13 protein-coding genes and 1 tRNA gene are annotated in these 18,525 nt (G+C 59.0%); all 14 read left to right on the top strand.

Annotated features, from left to right (window positions below; genetic code table 11):
- The coding region (gene tuf / locus EXQ56_10970; protein MSO20962.1) for an elongation factor Tu at positions 1–129 on the top strand (129 nt) is incomplete at its 5' end.
- 127 nt (positions 130–256) lie between these two features.
- Complete coding sequence (gene rpmG, locus EXQ56_10965; protein ID MSO20961.1) at positions 257–406, top strand: 50S ribosomal protein L33; 150 nt, start codon at positions 257–259, stop codon at positions 404–406.
- A gap of 87 nt (positions 407–493) precedes the next feature.
- Positions 494–568 (top strand) — tRNA-Trp (locus tag EXQ56_10960).
- Between the two features lie 110 nt (positions 569–678).
- Positions 679–963, top strand: coding sequence for a preprotein translocase subunit SecE (gene secE, locus EXQ56_10955; GenBank protein MSO20960.1), 285 nt, complete (start codon positions 679–681; stop codon positions 961–963).
- On the top strand, positions 964–1,599 hold the full coding sequence (gene nusG / locus EXQ56_10950; GenBank protein MSO20959.1) for a transcription termination/antitermination protein NusG: 636 nt from the start codon (positions 964–966) through the stop codon (positions 1,597–1,599). It begins immediately after the preceding gene.
- A gap of 81 nt (positions 1,600–1,680) precedes the next feature.
- Positions 1,681–2,127, top strand: a complete 447-nt coding sequence (gene rplK, locus EXQ56_10945) for a 50S ribosomal protein L11 (protein MSO20958.1) — start codon at positions 1,681–1,683, stop codon at positions 2,125–2,127.
- Between the two features lie 78 nt (positions 2,128–2,205).
- Entirely contained in the window at positions 2,206–2,910 is a 705-nt protein-coding gene (locus EXQ56_10940) for a 50S ribosomal protein L1 (protein MSO20957.1), read from the top strand.
- A 70-nt stretch (positions 2,911–2,980) separates the two neighbouring features.
- A complete protein-coding gene (locus tag EXQ56_10935) occupies positions 2,981–3,505 on the top strand; it encodes a 50S ribosomal protein L10 (GenBank protein ID MSO20956.1) in 525 nt (174 codons plus the stop codon).
- A gap of 78 nt (positions 3,506–3,583) precedes the next feature.
- Positions 3,584–3,961 (top strand): 50S ribosomal protein L7/L12, encoded by a 378-nt coding sequence (locus EXQ56_10930; protein MSO20955.1) that lies wholly within the window; start codon positions 3,584–3,586, stop codon positions 3,959–3,961.
- 372 nt (positions 3,962–4,333) lie between these two features.
- Positions 4,334–8,623 (top strand): DNA-directed RNA polymerase subunit beta, encoded by a 4,290-nt coding sequence (gene rpoB / locus EXQ56_10925; protein MSO20954.1) that lies wholly within the window; start codon positions 4,334–4,336, stop codon positions 8,621–8,623.
- Positions 8,598–12,905, top strand: a complete 4,308-nt coding sequence (rpoC, locus tag EXQ56_10920) for a DNA-directed RNA polymerase subunit beta' (protein ID MSO20953.1) — start codon at positions 8,598–8,600, stop codon at positions 12,903–12,905. Before rpoB ends, rpoC begins: the two co-directional genes overlap by 26 nt.
- Before the next feature lie 283 nt (positions 12,906–13,188).
- Positions 13,189–13,857: a ribosome maturation factor RimP gene (locus EXQ56_10915; GenBank protein ID MSO20952.1), complete on the top strand. Its 669-nt coding sequence runs from the start codon at positions 13,189–13,191 to the stop codon at positions 13,855–13,857.
- 82 nt (positions 13,858–13,939) lie between these two features.
- Complete coding sequence (gene nusA / locus EXQ56_10910) at positions 13,940–15,427, top strand: transcription termination/antitermination protein NusA (protein ID MSO20951.1); 1,488 nt, start codon at positions 13,940–13,942, stop codon at positions 15,425–15,427.
- Positions 15,428–15,584: 157 nt separating this feature from the next.
- Complete coding sequence (locus EXQ56_10905; protein MSO20950.1) at positions 15,585–18,482, top strand: translation initiation factor IF-2; 2,898 nt, start codon at positions 15,585–15,587, stop codon at positions 18,480–18,482.
- Positions 18,483–18,525: the final 43 nt, after the last annotated feature.

Raw genomic sequence — 18,525 nt, 5'->3', positions numbered from 1 at the left:
CCCGGGGACAACGTGGCGCTGTCGATTGAGCTGATCACGCCGATCGCGATGGAGAAGGGCCTGCGCTTCGCGATCCGCGAAGGCGGCCGCACCGTGGGCGCCGGCACCATCTCAGAGATTATTGCCTAACATGAGGCAGCGAAATCATCCCAGAGCGATCCGTGAGATGATTGCTTGGGAACCTTACAGAGCGGTGAACAGAATTAGACGTCAGGTTTAAGCTAGGCGATTTCAACAGAACGGCAAGGGTAAACCAATGCGTGATATCATTACCTTACAGTGTCCCGAGTGCAAGAACAGGAACTATACCACCACCAAGAATAAGAAAAAAACGACTACTCGGTTGGAGATCAAAAAGTTTTGCCGGACTTGCAAGACGCACACGGCGCACAAGGAAGTTCGTTAGCCTCGGAAGCAGTCTGGAACGCCGGGCAGTGAAAACGGACTGGTCCTTTTGATGGATGCCGGTTCCTGATGCCGCTAGAGTGCCGATAGGGGCGTAGGTTTAATGGTAGACCGCCGGTCTCCAAAACCGGTTGTGGGGGTTCGAATCCCTCCGCCCCTGCCATTTTTCGCCGCGCAGCAGGCATGGGCGGGATGGCTTTGGTGAGACGGGCAGGAGTGAACGAACATTCGCATTCTACGATTGAGTAAGCAAGGCTGTGGAGAAACCCTGGAATGGGAAACGCGGATTCGATCAAGGCAGCAGCAGGTGATGAGCCGGAGAAAGAATCGGCCATTGGCGGAGCAATCTCCGAGGCCGGTTCGTGGCCTAAACGCGCGAAGACGTTTCTCGGTGAAGTGCGCGCTGAAACAAAACGCGTTTCATGGCCCGGCTGGCCGCAGATCAAGGCGACCACGGTGGTCGTGATGATCACGGTGGCCTTCTTCGCCACTTACTTTGGCACGCTGGATTGGATTTTCACGCAAGGCGTGCGGGCCTTGTTGGAGCTAGGCAAATAGATGGAAAGTAATCAGGAACAGTTACCCAACCAGGAAGCGCTACCGCCGGCGGACTCCGCTGCGGACAGCGCTGAGCCCGTCGTAGAGCCCGTTGCTGCGAGTTCGAATAAGAAGTGGTACATCATCCACACTTATTCGGGGTTCGAGCGCAAGGTGAAGGAAAGCCTGGAAAGCCGCGTGCAAGCCTTCGGCCTGGAAGACAAAATCGGGCAGGTGATGATCCCCACCGAGACAGTGGTCGAGGTGCGTGGCGGCAAGAAGATTGAAACATCGCGAATGTTTTATCCCGGCTATGTGCTGGTCGAGCTGGCCATGGACGACAATGTCTGGCACATCGTAAAAAACACGCCGCGGGTAACCGATTTTGTGGGTGGCGCCGGAACGCCGATTCCGCTGACCGATGCGGAAGCGGACCAGATATTCAATCGCAGCAAGGCCACCTCAGGGGAACGCGCCAAGCCGAAGTTGAAGTTTGAGCATGGTGAAGTAGTGAAGATTGTAGACGGCCCGTTCGGAAACTTTAATGGCACGGTGGAAGAAGTCAATCTGGACCGCAACACGTTGAAGGTGATGGTAACCATCTTCGGTCGCGCGACGCCAGTGGAGCTTGATTTCCTGCAAGTCGAAAAGATTTAAGCCGCGCACGTTCGCGACAGGCCGCTCGGGCCAGCCGTAATGGAAGCAAGCTGACGAATTGATTTTTGTTCGGAGGAAGCAATGGCAGCACCCGCGCCCAAGGGCAAAAAAGTAACAGGGATGATCAAGCTGCAGATACCTGCAGGCAAGGCCAATCCGGCACCTCCGGTAGGGCCGGCGCTCGGACAGCATGGCGTCAATATCATGGACTTTTGCAAGGCATTCAACGCCAAGACGAATGCCAAGGAGATGGACGGGCTGATCATTCCGGTGGTCATTACCGTTTATGGCGACCGCAGCTATACGTTTATCACCAAGACGCCTCCGGCGCCCATTCTGCTGAAGCGCGCCGCCGGCGTCGCCAAGGGCTCGGGCACGACTCCCGCGACGAAGGTGGGAACGGTGACGGCGAAACAGGTGGAAGAGATTGCCAAAACCAAGTTGCCGGATTTGAATACCAGTTCATTGGAATCCGCCATTCGCAGCGTGCGCGGCACGGCGCGCAGCATGGGCATTGACGTAGTCTAGGTTCTCAAAAATTGAGGGAGCACAAGATCGTGGCGGGGAAGCATCTGCCCAGCCCAATCGGAATTCTGGAGAGTTGAAATGGCACGGCGAGAAGGTAAAAACATAGCCAAGGCGCATAAGGCTGTCGAAGAGCGCCCGTATCAATTGAAGGAAGCGGTGGACCTGCTGCAGAAGGTCAAGTTCGCCAAGTTCGACGAGTCGGTAGAACTGGTCCTGCGGCTGGGTGTGGACCCGCGCCACGCCGACCAGATGGTGCGTGGAACGATTGTGTTGCCGCACGGGCTGGGCAAATCAAAGAAAGTTCTGGTCATCGCCAGCGGGGAGAAGATTCGCGAGGCCGAAGAGGCGGGCGCGGATTTCGCCGGCGGTGAAGAGATGGTCAAGAAGATCACCGAAGGCTGGGCCGACTTTGACGCAGTGATCTCGACACCGGACATGATGAAGTCCGTGGGCCGACTTGGCAAAGTGCTCGGTCCGCGTGGTTTGATGCCGAACCCGAAGGCCGGTACGGTTACCACCGACGTGAAAACCGCGGTGAAAGAAGTGAAGGCCGGCAAGGTGGAGTTCCGCACGGACAAGACCGCACAGATTCATACGGCGGTGGGCAAGATCAGTTTTGCCGCGCCCAGCATTGTGGACAATGCCTCCGCGCTGATCCACGCTGTGGTGAAGGCCAAGCCCTCGGCCTCGAAGGGCAAGTATGTGAAGGGCATCACCCTGTCATCTACGATGGGCCCTGGCATTGCGATTGATCTGGCCATTGCTGAGCACGAAACTGTTTAGCGTTCCGGCGTCAGACTATTAGCCTGGTGACCTTGAAAAAGTTATAAGGTAAGGAACTTGGAGGAGTACGGTGAACCGCGAAGAGAAAAAGCAAGAGATCGAGCGGCTGCAGGCGGAATTGGCGAAAGCTGCCAGCGTCTTTGTCGTTAATTTTGAGAAGATTCCCGTCTCTGAGGATTGGGAACTGCGCAATCACATTCGCGCCGCCGGCGGCAAGTACAGCGTGGTGAAGAACACACTGGCGGAGCTGGGCGCCAAGGGTACCGTAGCCGAGGCGTTGGTGAAAGAATTGACCGGTCCAACGGCACTGGCCACCACCACCACCAACCCTGTTTCTCTGGCCAAGGCGCTTTCGAATTACGCCAAGGCCAATCCGAACTTCACCTTTCGTTCAGGAATGGTGGATGGCCGAGTCATCTCCATCGCGGAGATCAACGAACTAGCGAACCTGCCCAGCAAAGAAGAATTGCTGGCGAAGATTATGTACGTGGTGCATTCTCCCGCGCGCGGCATTGCCAGCGCAACTCAATCAGTGATCCGTTCACTGGCCATAGTGCTGAACCGAGCGGTCGCGGAGAATAAGTTTCAGCAATAACGTTTTTGTGTACGACCCATTTTTTTCTAAAGAATCAGCGCGCCCGGATAGGGCCGCACAGGAGGAGTGAATTACATCATGTCTGAAAAAGTCGCAACCATTCTGGACCAGATCAAGGGACTGACGCTTCTGGAAGCGTCGCAGCTCGTAAAGGAAATGGAAACCACTTTTGGCGTTAGCGCCGCGGCCCCGATGATGATGGCCGGTGGCGGTGGTGGCGCCGCCGCCGCGCCCGCCGAGGAAAAGACCGAGTTCACCGTCGTTCTGACGGCAGCCGGCGCCAACAAGATCAACGTCATCAAAGCGGTGCGCGAAGTCACCAGCCTGGGCTTGAAGGAAGCCAAGGACTTGGTGGATGGCGCTCCGAAGCCCATCAAAGAAGGCGTGAACAAGGAAGAGGCCGAGACGATCAAGAAAAAGTTCGTCGATGCCGGAGCCACTGTCGAGGTGAAGTAGTTTCTTTCACCAGGCAGGCGCGCGTGGCTCTGCGCCCGCGCGCTGCTCACTTATTCAGAAATGCAGCAGCGGCGGACTGGAAGGGTTCGCGCTGCCGCCTTCATTTTCCCAGCTAATGAGCCCGCATCCAGTGTTTTCGCAGGCTCTGGAAGGCTTCCCTTGAAGCGCGTTTCAGGCAGGAGTCTGTCGCTTCCGGTTCCCCGCGCCGACCTTGGTCGTCTCGACCAAGGGATCGTCAGGGGCTGCCGCAGGTGTCCACTTGCTGCCTTTGCTGGCGGCATTAGTTTGGATTCTCCAATCTAACTTTCGCGCAGCCGGCAGTACCCGGCCAGGCCAATCAACTTTACTTTAGACAACATTCAGGAGCGCGGCATGATTCAACAGGGCAAAGTCGCAGGCAGCGAGCGCCAGGATTTTTCCAAAATCCACGTCAGTCTGCCGATTCCGAATTTGATCGAAGTGCAGAAGCGGTCCTACGACCGGTTCCTGCAGATGGATCTGCTGCCGAGCGAGCGTGACGACGGCGGACTGCAGGCCGTGTTCAGTTCCGTGTTTCCCATCCGGGACTTCCGCGAGCTCTCGCAACTGGACTTCGTCGATTACTCGATCGGCAACTGGGAGTGCAAGTGCGGCAACCTGAAGGGTCTGCATCACCTGCGCACGCCCTGCCACCGCTGTGGCGCCAGCGTGAAGACCAGCCCGTTCATCACCGGCGACATTCTCTGTCACAAGTGCGGCGCATCAAACGCCAATCAGGTGGACTTCTGCGACAAGTGCGGCGACCCGGTTGATCTGCAACTGAAGTACGACGTGATGGAGTGTGAGGAACGGGGCATGACCTATGCCGCGCCCCTCAAGGTAACCATCCGCCTGACCATTTACGAGAAGGACCCCGAGACCGGCGTCAAGGCCGTGCGCGACATCAAGGAGCAGGAAGTCTTCTTCGGCGAAATTCCGCTGATGACCGACAACGGCACGTTCATCATCAACGGCACCGAGCGCGTCATCGTCAGCCAGTTGCACCGCTCGCCCGGCGTGTTCTTCGAGACCGCCAATCAGCGCACCTACTTCCTCGGCAAGATCATTCCGTATCGTGGTTCCTGGGTGGAGTTCGAGTTTGACGCCAAGAACCTGCTCTACGTGCGCATCGACCGCAAGCGCAAATTCCTGGGCAGCATCTTCCTGCGCGCGCTGGGGCTGCGCACGGATGAAGAAATTCTCACCAAGTTCTACAAGGGCGAGATACTGACTCTGGACGACAAGAAGTTGATGCTCGGAGTCTCCGGCGGACTCAAGGAAGTCAAGCTTTCGCACAGCGTGGTGCATCCTCGCACCAAGGAAGAGATTGTTCACGCCGGACGCCGCATCGCGGGCAACCATCTGGACGCGATGCGCAAGGCGCATATTGAGTCGGTGGAAGTTTCCGCGACTGATCTGGAAGGCGCGTATGTATTGGCCGACGTGGCCGATACCAAGACTGGCGAAGTGCTGGCAGAGGCGAACCAGGAGTTGACCACCAATCATCTGGCGAAGTTCCAGGAAGCGCGCATTAAGCAGGTCCGCATCTTTTTCCCTGATCGTGAAGAGGCCGGCGTGGTTCTCAGCCAGACCCTGCGCAAGGACAGCCTGAAAACGCAGGAAGAGTCGTTGATGGAGATTTACCGCAAGCTGCGTCCCGGCGATCCGCCGACCATTGACACCGCCATTGCCCTATTCCAGGGCATGTTCATGGATGCGCGTAAATATGATTTTTCGCGTGTGGGCCGCCTGAAATTCAATATCAAGATGGATATGGAAACGCCGCTCGACCGGCGCACGCTGGATATGGCGGACTTCGCTGCCGTACTGCTGTATCTGTTCCGCCTGAAGAGGAACATGGGATCGGTGGACGACATCGATCACCTCGGCAACCGCCGCGTGCGCGCGGTGGGCGAACTGCTGGAGAACCAGTTCCGCATCGGCTTGGTTCGCATGGAACGCGCGATCAAAGAGAAGATGTCCGTCTATCAGGAAATGGCCACGGCCATGCCACATGATCTGGTCAACGCCAAGCCGGCGATGGCGGCCATCCGCGAGTTTTTCGGATCGAGCCAGTTGTCGCAGTTCATGGATCAGACCAATCCGCTTTCCGAAATTACCCACAAGCGCCGCCTCTCGGCGCTGGGACCGGGCGGTCTTTCCCGCGAGCGCGCGGGATTCGAAGTCCGCGACGTGCATCCGACGCACTACGGACGCATCTGCCCGATTGAGACGCCAGAAGGTCCGAACATCGGTTTGATCTCGTCGCTGTCGTGCTTTGCGCGCATCAACGATTACGGCTTCATCGAAAGCCCATACCGCAAAGTTATCAAGGGCCGGGTTACTGACTTCGTGCAGATCACCCACGCTGGTGATAGTGACAAGAATCCGGGTGATGTTCTGGAAGTGGCTGAGTACGAAAAGCTCTGCGATGAGTACAAGCGCAAACGCGCTCCCGAGGCTGTGCCATTCGCGTTTTATCTATCGGCATGGGAAGAAGACAAGTACGTCATCGCGCAGGCCAACGTCGAACTGGACGAGAAGAAGCGGATTATCCCGGATCTTCTGAATGCGCGGCAGGCGGGTAACTTCGTGCTAAAGAAGCGCGAGGAGATTGATTTCGTCGACATCTCGCCGAAGCAGCTCGTCAGCGTGGCGGCGTCGTTGGTTCCGTTTCTGGAGAATGATGACGCCAACCGCGCATTGATGGGCGCCAACATGCAACGACAGGCCGTGCCGCTGCTGGTGGCGGAAGCTCCTCTGGTGGGCACCGGCATGGAAGCGGTTACCGCGCGCGACTCCGGAGCGGTCATCATCTGCAAGCGCGACGGGCGCGTGGAAACGGTCGATAGCGGTCGCATCATCGTGCGCGCCGAGCGCTCCGCCGCCGAGACGGGCACCATGTCGGCCGGTATTCACGCCGACGTATACACGCTGACCAAGTTCCGCCGCTCGAACCAGAACACCTGCATCAATCAGCGGCCACTGGTGCGCGAAGGCGACCTCGTCAACAAGGGCCAGGTTCTGGCCGATGGTCCCTGCACGGACGGCGGCGAGTTGGCGCTCGGACGCAACGTGCTGGTGGCCTTCATGCCTTGGCGCGGCTACAACTTTGAAGACGCCATCCTGATCAGCGAGCGTCTGGTCCAGCAGGATTACTTCACTTCAATCCACATTGAAGAATTGGAAGTGGAAGCCCGCGACACCAAGCTGGGGCCGGAGGAGATCACTCGCGACATTCCCAATGTGAGTGAGAGCTTCCTGCGCGATCTCGACGACAGCGGCATGATCCGTATCGGCGCGGCGGTGCGGCCGGGAGACATTCTGGTGGGCCGCGTTACGCCGAAGGGTGAAACGCAGTTGACGCCGGAAGAGAAGCTCCTGCGCGCCATCTTCGGCGAAAAGGCTGGCGACGTGCGCGACGCATCGCTGGTCTGCCCGCCGGGCATTGAGGGCACCGTGGTGGAGGTGAAAGTCTTCACGCGCAAAAGCGAGGAGAAGGATGCTCGCGCCAAGTCCATCGAGATTGAACAGGTCGCGCGACTGCGCCGCAACCTGGATGACCAGATTCGTATTCTGGAAGACGAACGCCTCAAGCGTCTGAACGCTCTGGTGGGCGGAAAGATTCTGCAGGCCGATCTGCACGACGAGCGCACCAACAAGAAGCTGCTGGGCAAGGGTGTTGAACTCACCGGCGAAGTGATGCGCCATCTTAAGGCTCGCGATCTGAAACGCATGAAGCTGGAGATGAAGAAGGACGCCCGGCTGAATGAGCAGATTGACGAGATCGAAGAGATGACTTCGCGCCAGATTGACGTCTTGCGCAAGGTAACTTCCGATAAGGAAGACAAGCTGCGCAAGGGCGACGAACTGCCTCCCGGCGTGATCAAGCTGGTGAAGGTCTATGTGGCCATGAAGCGCAAGCTTTCCGTCGGCGACAAGATGGCTGGTCGCCACGGCAACAAGGGCGTCATCGCCAAGATTGTTCCCGTCGAGGAGATGCCGTATCTGCCCGATGGAACTCCGGTGGAGATTGTACTGAATCCACTGGGCGTTCCTTCGCGTATGAACGTCGGTCAGATTCTCGAAACACACCTTGGTTGGGCCGCCAAAGTGCTTGGCATTACGTATGCGTCGGCGGTATTCGATGGCGCGAAGGAGCATGAGATCAAGGCCAAGCTCAAGCTAGCAGGACTGCCGCTATCGGGCAAGACGGAACTGTTCGACGGTCTGACCGGCGACAAGTTCGAGGAGCAGGTAACCGTCGGCTATATCTACATGTTGAAGCTCTCGCACCTGGTCGATGACAAGATTCATGCGCGCTCCATCGGACCCTATTCGCTGATCACGCAGCAGCCGCTCGGCGGCAAGGCGCAGTTTGGCGGACAGCGCTTCGGAGAAATGGAAGTGTGGGCGCTGGAGGCTTACGGCGCGGCGCATATTCTGCAGGAGTTACTCACTGCGAAGTCGGATGACGTGGTGGGTCGCACCAAGATTTACGAGGCAATCGTGAAAGGTGAGTCGGCGATGGAGCCCGGCGTGCCCGAGTCGTTCAACGTGCTCATCCGCGAATTGCAGAGCCTGTGCCTGGATGTCGAGCTGATCAAGCGTCCCAAGGATGTACTGGGCGCCGCCGCCGACTAGACTCAGACGCAGTTATCGGAAAAGTTTTGGAACCATTGAGTATCACGAAATCGGTTTCTTGGTTTTTGTCAGCAGGCTAACCACCTGGTTTTCGTCTTGCGGGGAGGGAACCTTGTATCGCAACAGTTATACGGACCGCTCGAAGCTTTCGCTGGATTTTGACAGCATCCGCATTTCGCTGGCCGCGCCGGATAAAATCCGGTCGTGGTCGCGCGGAGAAGTAACCAAGCCGGAGACCATCAACTACCGGACGTTCAAGCCGGAACGCGATGGCCTGTTCTGCGCGCGCATCTTCGGCCCTGTGACGGACTGGGAGTGTCTCTGCGGCAAGTACAAGCGCATGAAGCATCGCGGCGTGACCTGCGATAAGTGCGGCGTTGAAGTTACCACGAAAGACGTCCGCCGTGAACGCATGGGCCACATTGAATTGGCCGCGCCGTGCTCGCACGTGTGGTTCTTCAAGGGCCTGCCCAGCCGCATCGGTTACCTGCTGGATCTGGCTCTGCGCGATCTGGAGCGCATTCTTTACTTCGAGGCATACGTAGTCCTGGATGTCGGCGAAGCGCCGCTCAAGGAACGCGAGGTGATCACCGAGGATCGCTATCGTCAGTTGCATCAGGAGTATCCCGGCAAGTTCAAAGCGATGATGGGCGCCGAGGCCATCCGCGAATTATTGAAGCGCGTGAAGATTGATGATCTGTGCCTAGAGCTGCGCGCCAGGATGAAGGTGGAGCTTTCGCAGCAGAAGAAGCTCAAGTTTGCCAAGCGCCTTAAAGTCGCCGAGGCGTTCCGCCGCTCGGGGAATCATCCGGAGTGGATGATCCTGGAAGTGATTCCGGTGATTCCGCCGGAGCTGCGCCCGCTGGTGCCGCTGGATGGCGGACGTTTCGCCACCTCGGATCTGAACGATCTGTATCGCCGCGTCATCAACCGCAACAACCGTCTCAAGAAGTTGATGGAGCTGCACGCGCCCGACGTGATCGTGCGCAACGAAAAGCGCATGTTGCAGGAGGCCGTGGACGCATTGTTCGACAACGGTCGCCGTGGTCGCGTGCTGCGCGGCGCGAACAATCGCCCGCTCAAGTCGCTCTCCGACACGCTGAAGGGCAAGCAGGGCCGCTTCCGCCAGAACCTGCTCGGCAAGCGCGTGGATTATTCCGGCCGCTCGGTCATCGTCGTCGGTCCCGAATTGAAGCTGCATCAATGTGGTCTGCCCAAGAAGATGGCGCTCGAATTGTTCAAGCCGTTCATCTATCACCAACTTGAATTGAAGGGCCTATGCACCACTATTAAGCAGGCCAAGGAAATGGTGGAGCAGCAGGACCCCATCGTGTGGGACATTCTGGAAGACGTCATCCGCGATCATCCGGTGCTGCTGAACCGCGCGCCGACGCTGCACCGCTTGGGCATTCAGGCTTTCGAGCCGGTGCTGGTGGAAGGCAAGGCGATCCGCATTCACCCGCTGGTCTGCACCGCATTCAACGCCGACTTCGACGGCGATCAGATGGCAGTTCATATTCCGCTGTCGCCTGAGTCGCAGATTGAAGCCAGCGTCCTGATGCTCAGCGCGCACAACATTCTTTCTCCCTCTAACGGACAGCCGGTTACCGTGCCTACGCAGGACATCGTGCTCGGGTGCTATTACCTGACCAAAGCCCGCCTGCACTCGAAGGGCGAGGGCCGGGCGTTCGCCAACACCGAAGAAGTTCTGCTGGCTCTGGAAGCCGGCGAAGTTCAGACGCTGACGCCGATCCGCATGCGCTTGTCCGGTCCGGTGATCGATTTAACCAAGGCCTATGATGATCAGGACATCATTCACACCGAGCCGGTTACGTTCGACCGGCAGATGCTCGAAACCACAGTGGGCCGCGTCATCCTGAACGATCATCTTCCTCCGGAGATGCCCTTCATCAATGGTCTGCTCAAGAAGAAAGGCCTGGGCCAGTTGGTGAACTATTGTTACCTGCGCTTCGGCCTGCCGACCACTGTGAAGCTGCTTGACGAAGTGAAACAGGTGGGCTTCCTCTATGCCACCAAGGCGGGCATCTCCATCGGCATAGATGACATGGTCATCCCGTCGGGCAAGGCGCCGCTGGTCGAGAAAGCCAAGAAGGAAGTTTTCGAGGTGCAGCAGCAGTATCTCGACGGCGCCATCACCAACGGAGAACGCTACAACAAAGTCATCGCCATCTGGTCCAACATCACCGAGCGCGTTGCCGATGAAATGTTCGGCGTGATGCAGGAGACGGATCGCAAAGGCGAAGTGTTCAATCCGATTTACATTATGGCCGACTCCGGCGCGCGCGGATCGAAGCAGCAGATTCGCCAGTTGTCCGGCATGCGCGGATTGATGGCCAAGCCCTCGGGCGAGATCATCGAGACGCCCATCACCGCGAATTTCCGCGAAGGTTTGACGGTGTTGCAGTACTTCATCTCCACGCACGGCGCGCGCAAAGGCCTGGCGGATACCGCTCTCAAGACGGCTGACTCCGGCTACCTGACACGCCGTCTGGTGGACGTGGCGCAGGACGTGATCATCGGTGATCTGGACTGCGGCACTTCCGACGGAATCTTCGTCGGCTCCATCGTGGAGTCGGGCGAGATCATCGAGCCGTTCCGCGACCGCATTGTGGGCCGCGTATCGCTTGAGAAGATTCGCGACTACGAAAGCGCCGTCATCGTGAACGTGAACGAAGAGATCACCGAGGAACTGGCGCTGGCGATCCAGCAGGCTGGCATTGAGCGCGTCAAGATTCGCTCCGTGCTTACTTGCGAATCGAAGCGTGGCGTTTGCATCGCCTGCTATGGCCGCAACCTGGCGACCGGAAAACTGGTGGAGTTGGGCGAGGCCGTGGGAGTCGTCGCGGCGCAGTCCATCGGTGAACCCGGCACGCAGTTGACGATGCGTACGTTCCACATCGGCGGCACGGCCAGCCGCGTTACGGAGCAGTCCACACTGGACGCCAAGAACAACGGCTTCGCCAAGTTCGTGGGCATGACCACGGTGAAAAACAAGCAAGGTGATCTGGTTGCGATGAATCGCAACGGCTCCATCACCGTTGTCGATGAGAAGGGCCGCGAGCGCGAGCGCTATTCCGTGGTTTACGGCGCGCGCCTGAAGGTCTCTGAAGGCCAGCCCGTAACGGTTGGTCAGATTCTGGTCGAGTGGGATCCTTACACGTTCTCGATTCTCACCGAGGTCGGCGGGCCGGTGAAGTTCAGCGATCTGGAACGCGGCTCGACGCTGCACGAGGAAGTGGACGAAGTCACCGGCATGTCGCGTTGGGTGGTCGCCGAGTCAACGGATGAAAAACGTGAGCCGGCAATTTTGATCCGCGATGAAGAGCATCCGCGCTCCGGTTCACGGCGGTATCTGATGCCGTCGCGCGCTCATCTGATGATCGTGGAAGGTGATGTGGTGTTCCCCGGCGATGTGCTGGCGAAGATCCCGCGCGAAACCACCAAGACGAAGGACATCACGGGCGGTCTGCCGCGCGTTGTTGAGTTGTTCGAAGCGCGCCGTCCCAAGGAGCCGGCCATCATCACGGAGATCGATGGGTCGGTGCATTACGGAGAAGTCACCAAGGGCCAGCGCAAGGTGGTAGTGAAGGGCGATCACAGCATGGAGCGCGAGTATGCTCTGCCGCGCGGTGTGCATTTGAGTGTGCAGGAAGGCGAGCGTGTGAAGGCGGGCGAGGCGTTGATGGATGGCCCGCTGAATCCGCACGACATTCTTGCGGTGCTTGGTGAGAAGGAGTTGCAGGCGTACCTGGTCAATGAAATTCAGGAAGTCTATCGCTTGCAGGGCGTCAACATCAACGACAAGCACATCGAAGTGATTGTGCGCCAGATGATGCGCTGGGTGAAGATCGAGGAAGTCGGCGACACTGATTTCCTGGTGGAAGAGCAGGTGGACAAGTTCCGCTTCCGCGACGAAAACGACAAGGCTGAGGCCAAAGGCGGTCGCGCGGCGACGGGTCGCCCGATTCTGCTCGGCATCACCAAGGCGTCGCTGTCCACTGACTCGTTCATCTCCGCGGCGTCGTTCCAGGAGACCACGCGCGTGCTCACCGAAGCCGCCATCAGCGGCAAGGTGGATCACTTGCGCGGCTTGAAGGAAAACGTGATCGTGGGCCGCCTGATCCCCGCTGGCACAGGCATGCCGCTCTACCGCAACTTCCGCCTGCTGACCGAGGAGCCCAAGCCCGAAGAGCGCCCCGTCGAGGAGCCGTTTGTCGCTCCCGCCGACGAGCTGATCGAGCCCGAGCGCCCCACGGCGTAGTTGCACTTAACAGGCTGTTAACCAATCGGGCCTCGCAGCGCCAATCGGCATTGCGAGGCCAGAAGCCGTATAGTATCTGGACTTTCAATCGCGTCAGGAGTGACGCGAATCCCCAGGGTTTCAATCGGTCTACTGCCATTGTTCTTATTACGGATATGGGTTATACTGTGGCTTCATTTGGGCGCAGACCAAGTGGGCGAAAGCCCACTTTTTTGTTCGCTACTGACGGATGCGAGTTGCTTGCAAGCCATGATTGCCCCACAGGTTCGCTCAAAGTTTGCTCATGACTCAGTTGGAACGGATACGCGCGGTGGTGGAGAGGGTGGCGACTTCTGAAGGCCTGGAAGTCGTCGATGTGGAACTCCATGGACGTGGCCGCGGCACGGTGGTCAGAATATTTCTGGATAAACTAGCTGGGGCTGTGCCAGCCCGCCTGGAAGTTCCAGAGCCGGCAGAGTCCGTGCTGCTTGAGTTGGCTGTTGAGCCAATAGTCGCAGCGGCGGGAACGGCTGCACCAGTTGTAGCACAGGCGACATCGACGGGAGCGGTCGGCGTTTCGCTCGCTGATTGCCAGAATATCAGCCGGCAGGTGGGCATGATCCTTGATGTTGAGGAGATCATGCTGGACAGTTACACGCTGGAAGTTTCCTCGCCCGGCATGGACCGCAAGCTGGTGAAGCCAGCGGATTACGAGCGATTCGCGGGGCAGCGTGTGGCGATGGAGTTGGCGCCGGAAGCGGCATTTGGAATCGGCCGCAGGTTCCGTGGCAAGCTGCTGGGATTGCGCGAGGGCCTGGTGCAAGTGGATTTGGACAACGGCGAGAGCCGCCAGATATCGCCTAACGACATCGAGCGCGCCCATCTGGTTCCGGAATTTCCCAAGAAGGAAAAGCCTGGCAAGGGTCCCGGCAAGGGCCAAAGTAAGGGGCAAAGTAAGGGGCAACCAAAGTAGTATCCGCAAACGCCGCCGGATGAACATTCCGGAATGCAGGATTTCATGAGAAATCAGGCGGAGATTTATGTAGAGGTGTGAAATGTCGAGTTTGCTCTTCCAGACTATCGACCAGTTGAGCCGCGAGAAAAACATCGAGCAGGCTGTAATTATCAGCGCCGTGGAAGATGCCATGCTGGTGGCCGCCCGCAAATACTATAAGTCGGCAGAGGATCTGCGCGCAACGCTGAATCGCGAAACCGGAGTCATTGAAATTTTCGCGGTGAAGAAGGTTGTCGAGGACGTAGCCAATTCGGCGCGTGAGATCAGCTTGGCCGAAGCGCAGAAGCTGGCCCCCGACGCGACGCTCGAATCAGAGGTTCGTTTGCAGAAACCCACCGATGTGCTGGGCCGCATCGCCGCGCAGACCGCCAAGCAGGTAATCTTTCAGAAGGTTCGTGAGGCCGAGCGCGAAAACGTCTACTCCGAGTACATTGGCAAAGTGGGCGAGATGATTAATTGCGTGGTCAAGCGGCTGGAGGGATCCGACGTCATTGTCGATATGGGCAAGACGGAAGGCCGCATGCCGCGCCGCGAACAGTCGCGTCTGGAGACATTCCAAATTGGCGAGCGCGTGCGCGCCATTATCGTGCAGGTGGACAAGTCCTCGCGCGGACCGCAGGTGATCATTTCGCGTGCTGATCCGTCGCTGGTTTCGCGTTTATTCGAAATGGAAGTTCCCGAGATTTACGACGGCACTGTGGTGATCCGCTCCGCCGCCCGCGAGCCGGGTGAGCGCACTAAGATCGCGGTGATGTCGAAGGACCGCGATGTGGATTGCGTGGGTGCCTGTGTGGGCATGAAGGGCATGCGTGTGCAGTCCATCATCCGCGAGTTGCACGGCGAGAAGATTGACATCATCGAGTACAACGAAGATCCCTCGTTGTTCGCGGCCAATGCGCTGTCGCCCGCCAAGATCAATCGTGTAGTGCTGCTCGATAGCGCCGCCAAGCATCTGGAAGTGATTGCGGACGACAACCAGCTCTCGCTCGCCATCGGCAAGAAGGGGCAGAACGTGCGGCTGGCCTCGAAGCTGATTGGCTGGCGCATCGACATCAAGAGTGAGGAAGAGAAGCGCCAGGAAGTTGAGTCGCAGATGGATTCTCTGGTTTCGACCAGCACGCCGCTGTCGGCAGTGGAGGGCATTGGCGAGAAAACCATCGAGAAACTGGTGGAGCGCGAGATCACCACGGTCGAGAAGTTGGGCGAGATGACCCCGGAGCAGCTCGAAGAGATTCCCGGCATCGGCCCCAAAATGGTAGAAAAAATTCGCCAAGCGGTGAATAATTACTATGCCCAGTTTGAGGAGGCCGCTGCCTCCCCGGATGATGTCGTCGAGGCCGATAAAGTTGCGGCGGAAGCAGTTGCTGATACGAGTGCCGTGCCCACCGAGGAAGCCGCCGCGGAACCAACGGTGGAGGCGACTCTGGAAGTGGCTGGCGAGATGCGTGAGACCGGCGAGACCGACGAGCCAGGCAAGCCGGACCAGGAAACGGATAGTGCCAATGATGTAGAAAAGGATTCAAACTAGGTTTCAAACAAGGAGCAGGGCGAGTAAAATTGCCCTGGTTTGACTCTCAGCCGCCATGTGCCGCATTCGAGAACCGCATTCGAGCGGAAGCAGGCAGCAAGCTAAGGCAGGCCAACAGGCCAGCAGGGATTTCGCGCCGGACGCAACGCAGCATATTATGCGAATCAATGAACTAGCTCGCGAACTGGAAGTTAAAGCCCGGACGATTATCGAGTATCTGGCGGAACTCTATCCAGAGGAGAAGCTCTCTCACTCCAGTGCTGTCGATGATGGCTGGGTTCGGAGAGTGAAGGCGCATTTCTCGGCGCGTCCTGCCGAGGCCGCCGCCAAGCCGGAGCCACCCGCGGTGGTGGTGGTTACTCCCGCTGGGTCCACAGCTGAGAAGCCTAATGATGAAGCGAAGACTGCTATAGTCTCCGCGCCCGCGTCCAGCGCCGCAACGATGACGGCGGTGTCAGGATCAGCCACTGCGGTCCCGCGCAAACCGGGCCAGCCAGAAACCATATTGGCAACTCCTGCGGTGCCCCCCGCCCCGCCATCTGCTGGACGGCGAATACTTCGTCCACCGATTCGCTCAACGGCAGAAGCTCCGCCAGTCGTAGCTCCAGCCGCTGTTCCGCCACCACCGATAACGGCAACGCCCGCCGCGCCCACTGTTGCTGCTCCCGTGGCGCCGACCACTCTCGCAGTTCCGCCCACTGCTCTAAAGCCCGCGCCGGTGGCTCCCGCACGGCCAATGGTTCCAGGTGGTATGCCACTCCGGCCCCCTGCGTCAGGCCCAACTCCGGGTTCTGGGGCAGGTTCTGGACCATATGTTCCGCGGCCACAGCAGGGCGTTCCCATGCGTTCGGGACCAGGCGGGCCAGTCATGCGTCCTCCCATGTCAGGACAGGCCGGCCAGGCAATGCGTCCAGGCCAGCCCATACGGTCAGCTCCTATTGCGCCGCGACCGCCCATGCCGTCATTTAATATGCCGCGTCCGGGACTGCGTACGCCGGGCACTCCGCCGAAGCTGGGACCGTCGCGTCCCAATGAGCCGATCTATTCGCGTCGTCCGCAGCGTCCTGGCGCTCCTGCCGGCGCATCGGCACGACCGGGACAAGTCAGCGTTCCGGGAATAGGATTTCCGCCGCCGGTTGGGGCTGCTCCTGCCGATCCAGGGCAGCGCCGCGGTCCACACCCGGTACGTGGACGCCAGCATCCGACGGGAGCGCGCACGGCGCGAGATCGTGAAACAGCGGCAGAGAAGCTGCTGCGCGGTCCGGCGCGCATGCGTCAACCCGACCCGATCGTGGTCGATCGCGAGATCACCGTTACCGAGGGCATCACGGTCAAGGACCTCTCCGAAAAGCTGGGCATCAAGGCCAAGGATCTAATCCGTCGCCTGTTGGATCAGGGCATCATTGCCACCATCAACCACTCACTGGACCCGGCCATGGCCGAGCAGGTGGCGCAGTCCTTTGGTGCGCGCACCAAGGTCGTGGCGTTTGAAGAAGAAGTGGTGGGGTTGGAGGAAGTCGCTCAGGACGCCAGCAAGAATGTGAAGCGCGCTCCCGTGGTAACCGTGATGGGCCACGTCGATCACGGCAAAACTTCGTTGCTCGACGCCATTCGCGAAACCAACGTCACTGCTTCGGAGGCCGGCGGCATCACGCAGCACATTGGCGCGTATAGCGTGACCACCAACGGCCGCCGCATTGTGTTCCTCGACACGCCCGGCCACGAAGCGTTCACCCGCATGCGTGCCCGCGGAACAAAAGTTACCGATGTGGTGATCCTGGTGGTCAGCGCGGATGACGGTGTAATGCCTCAGACGCTGGAAGCCATCAGCCACGCCAAGTTGGCCAACGTGCCGATCATCGTGGCCATCAACAAGATTGATAAGCCCGGCGCGCTGCCCGAGCGCGTGCGCAAGCAGTTGGCCGACCAGGGCCTTACAGCCGAGGACTGGGGTGGCGACACGGTGATGGTGGAAGTCTCGGCGAAGCAGAAGACGAATATCAATGTGCTGCTGGATATGATCCTGCTGGTAACCGACATTCAGGATCGCAAGGCCAACCCCGAAGCTCCCGCTTCCGGCACCGTGCTCGAAGCCAAGCTCGACAAAGGCCGCGGGCCGGTGTGCAGTCTGCTGGTTATCAACGGGACTCTTCGCGTGGGCGATAACTTCCTGGTTGGACCGGTGTTCGGCAAGGTGCGCGCCATGTTCGATGATCATGGCCGCCCGATTCAGGAAGCGCCTCCGGCGACTCCGGTGGAAATTCTTGGATTGCAATCATTGCCCCAGGCTGGGGATCACTTCCAGGCCGTAACCGATTCCATCAAGGCCAAGCAGCTCGCGCTCTATCGCGCGAACAAGCAACGCGAACAGATGCTGGCCAAGTCCTCGCGCCTCACCCTGGAGCAGTTCCAGGATCAGTTGAAAACCGGCATGATGAAGGAACTGCCCATTATTTTGAAGGGTGATGTGCAAGGTTCAGTGGAAGTGGTGGCTGAATCGGTGGGCAAGATCGGCGACGAGCGCGTGAAGGTGAGGGTGATTCACTCCGCCGTCGGCGCTATCACCGTCTCCGACGTGTTGCTGGCCTCTGCCTCCAAGTCGATTGTTGTCGGCTTCAACGTCCGCCCCGAACGGAAAGCCGTAGCGGTTGCGCAGCAGGAGAATGTCGAGATTCGGCTGTACACCATCATCTATGATCTAACCGACGACATGCGCAAGGCCCTGACCGGACTGCTCGAACCGACGCATCGCGAGATCGCCCTGGGCAAAGCCGAAGTGCGCCAGACATTCCGCGTGGCCAAGGTGGGCAGCGTGGCCGGGTCATTGGTTGCCGAAGGCAAGCTCGTGAAGGATTGCACCATCCGCGTGCTGCGCGACAACGTGGTGATCCACACGGGCAAGGTTGGGTCGCTCAAGCGCTTCAAGGACGACGTCAACGAAGTGCGCTCCGGACAGGAGTGCGGCATCGTGCTGGATAATTACAGCGACGTAAAGGCCGGTGACGTGATCGAGGCCTTCATCACGGAGAAGGTGGCCGCCCCCGCGCTGGCGTAATATTTCCCGTTTGATCCGTCCCGGCTGGCTGGGACGGATCGGA

Source organism: Acidobacteriota bacterium, from assembly GCA_009691245.1.
Taxonomy (GTDB): Bacteria; Acidobacteriota; Terriglobia; order 2-12-FULL-54-10; family 2-12-FULL-54-10; genus SHUM01.
The sequence above is the reverse complement of the archived record's forward strand: the minus strand, read 5'-3'. Positions and strand labels throughout refer to the sequence as shown.

Excerpts from the sequence above, each read along its gene's own strand:
- rpmG (MSO20961.1), top strand. The coding sequence starts at position 257 with ATGCGTGATATCATTACCTTACAGTGTCCCGAGTGCAAGAACAGGAAC.
- secE (MSO20960.1), top strand. The coding sequence starts at position 679 with ATGGGAAACGCGGATTCGATCAAGGCAGCAGCAGGTGATGAGCCGGAG.
- nusG (MSO20959.1), top strand. The coding sequence starts at position 964 with ATGGAAAGTAATCAGGAACAGTTACCCAACCAGGAAGCGCTACCGCCG.
- rplK (MSO20958.1), top strand. The coding sequence starts at position 1,681 with ATGGCAGCACCCGCGCCCAAGGGCAAAAAAGTAACAGGGATGATCAAG.
- EXQ56_10940 (MSO20957.1), top strand. The coding sequence starts at position 2,206 with ATGGCACGGCGAGAAGGTAAAAACATAGCCAAGGCGCATAAGGCTGTC.
- EXQ56_10930 (MSO20955.1), top strand. The coding sequence starts at position 3,584 with ATGTCTGAAAAAGTCGCAACCATTCTGGACCAGATCAAGGGACTGACG.
- rpoB (MSO20954.1), top strand. The coding sequence starts at position 4,334 with ATGATTCAACAGGGCAAAGTCGCAGGCAGCGAGCGCCAGGATTTTTCC.
- rpoC (MSO20953.1), top strand. The coding sequence starts at position 8,598 with ATGTACTGGGCGCCGCCGCCGACTAGACTCAGACGCAGTTATCGGAAA.
- EXQ56_10915 (MSO20952.1), top strand. The coding sequence starts at position 13,189 with ATGACTCAGTTGGAACGGATACGCGCGGTGGTGGAGAGGGTGGCGACT.
- nusA (MSO20951.1), top strand. The coding sequence starts at position 13,940 with ATGTCGAGTTTGCTCTTCCAGACTATCGACCAGTTGAGCCGCGAGAAA.
- EXQ56_10905 (MSO20950.1), top strand. The coding sequence starts at position 15,585 with ATGCGAATCAATGAACTAGCTCGCGAACTGGAAGTTAAAGCCCGGACG.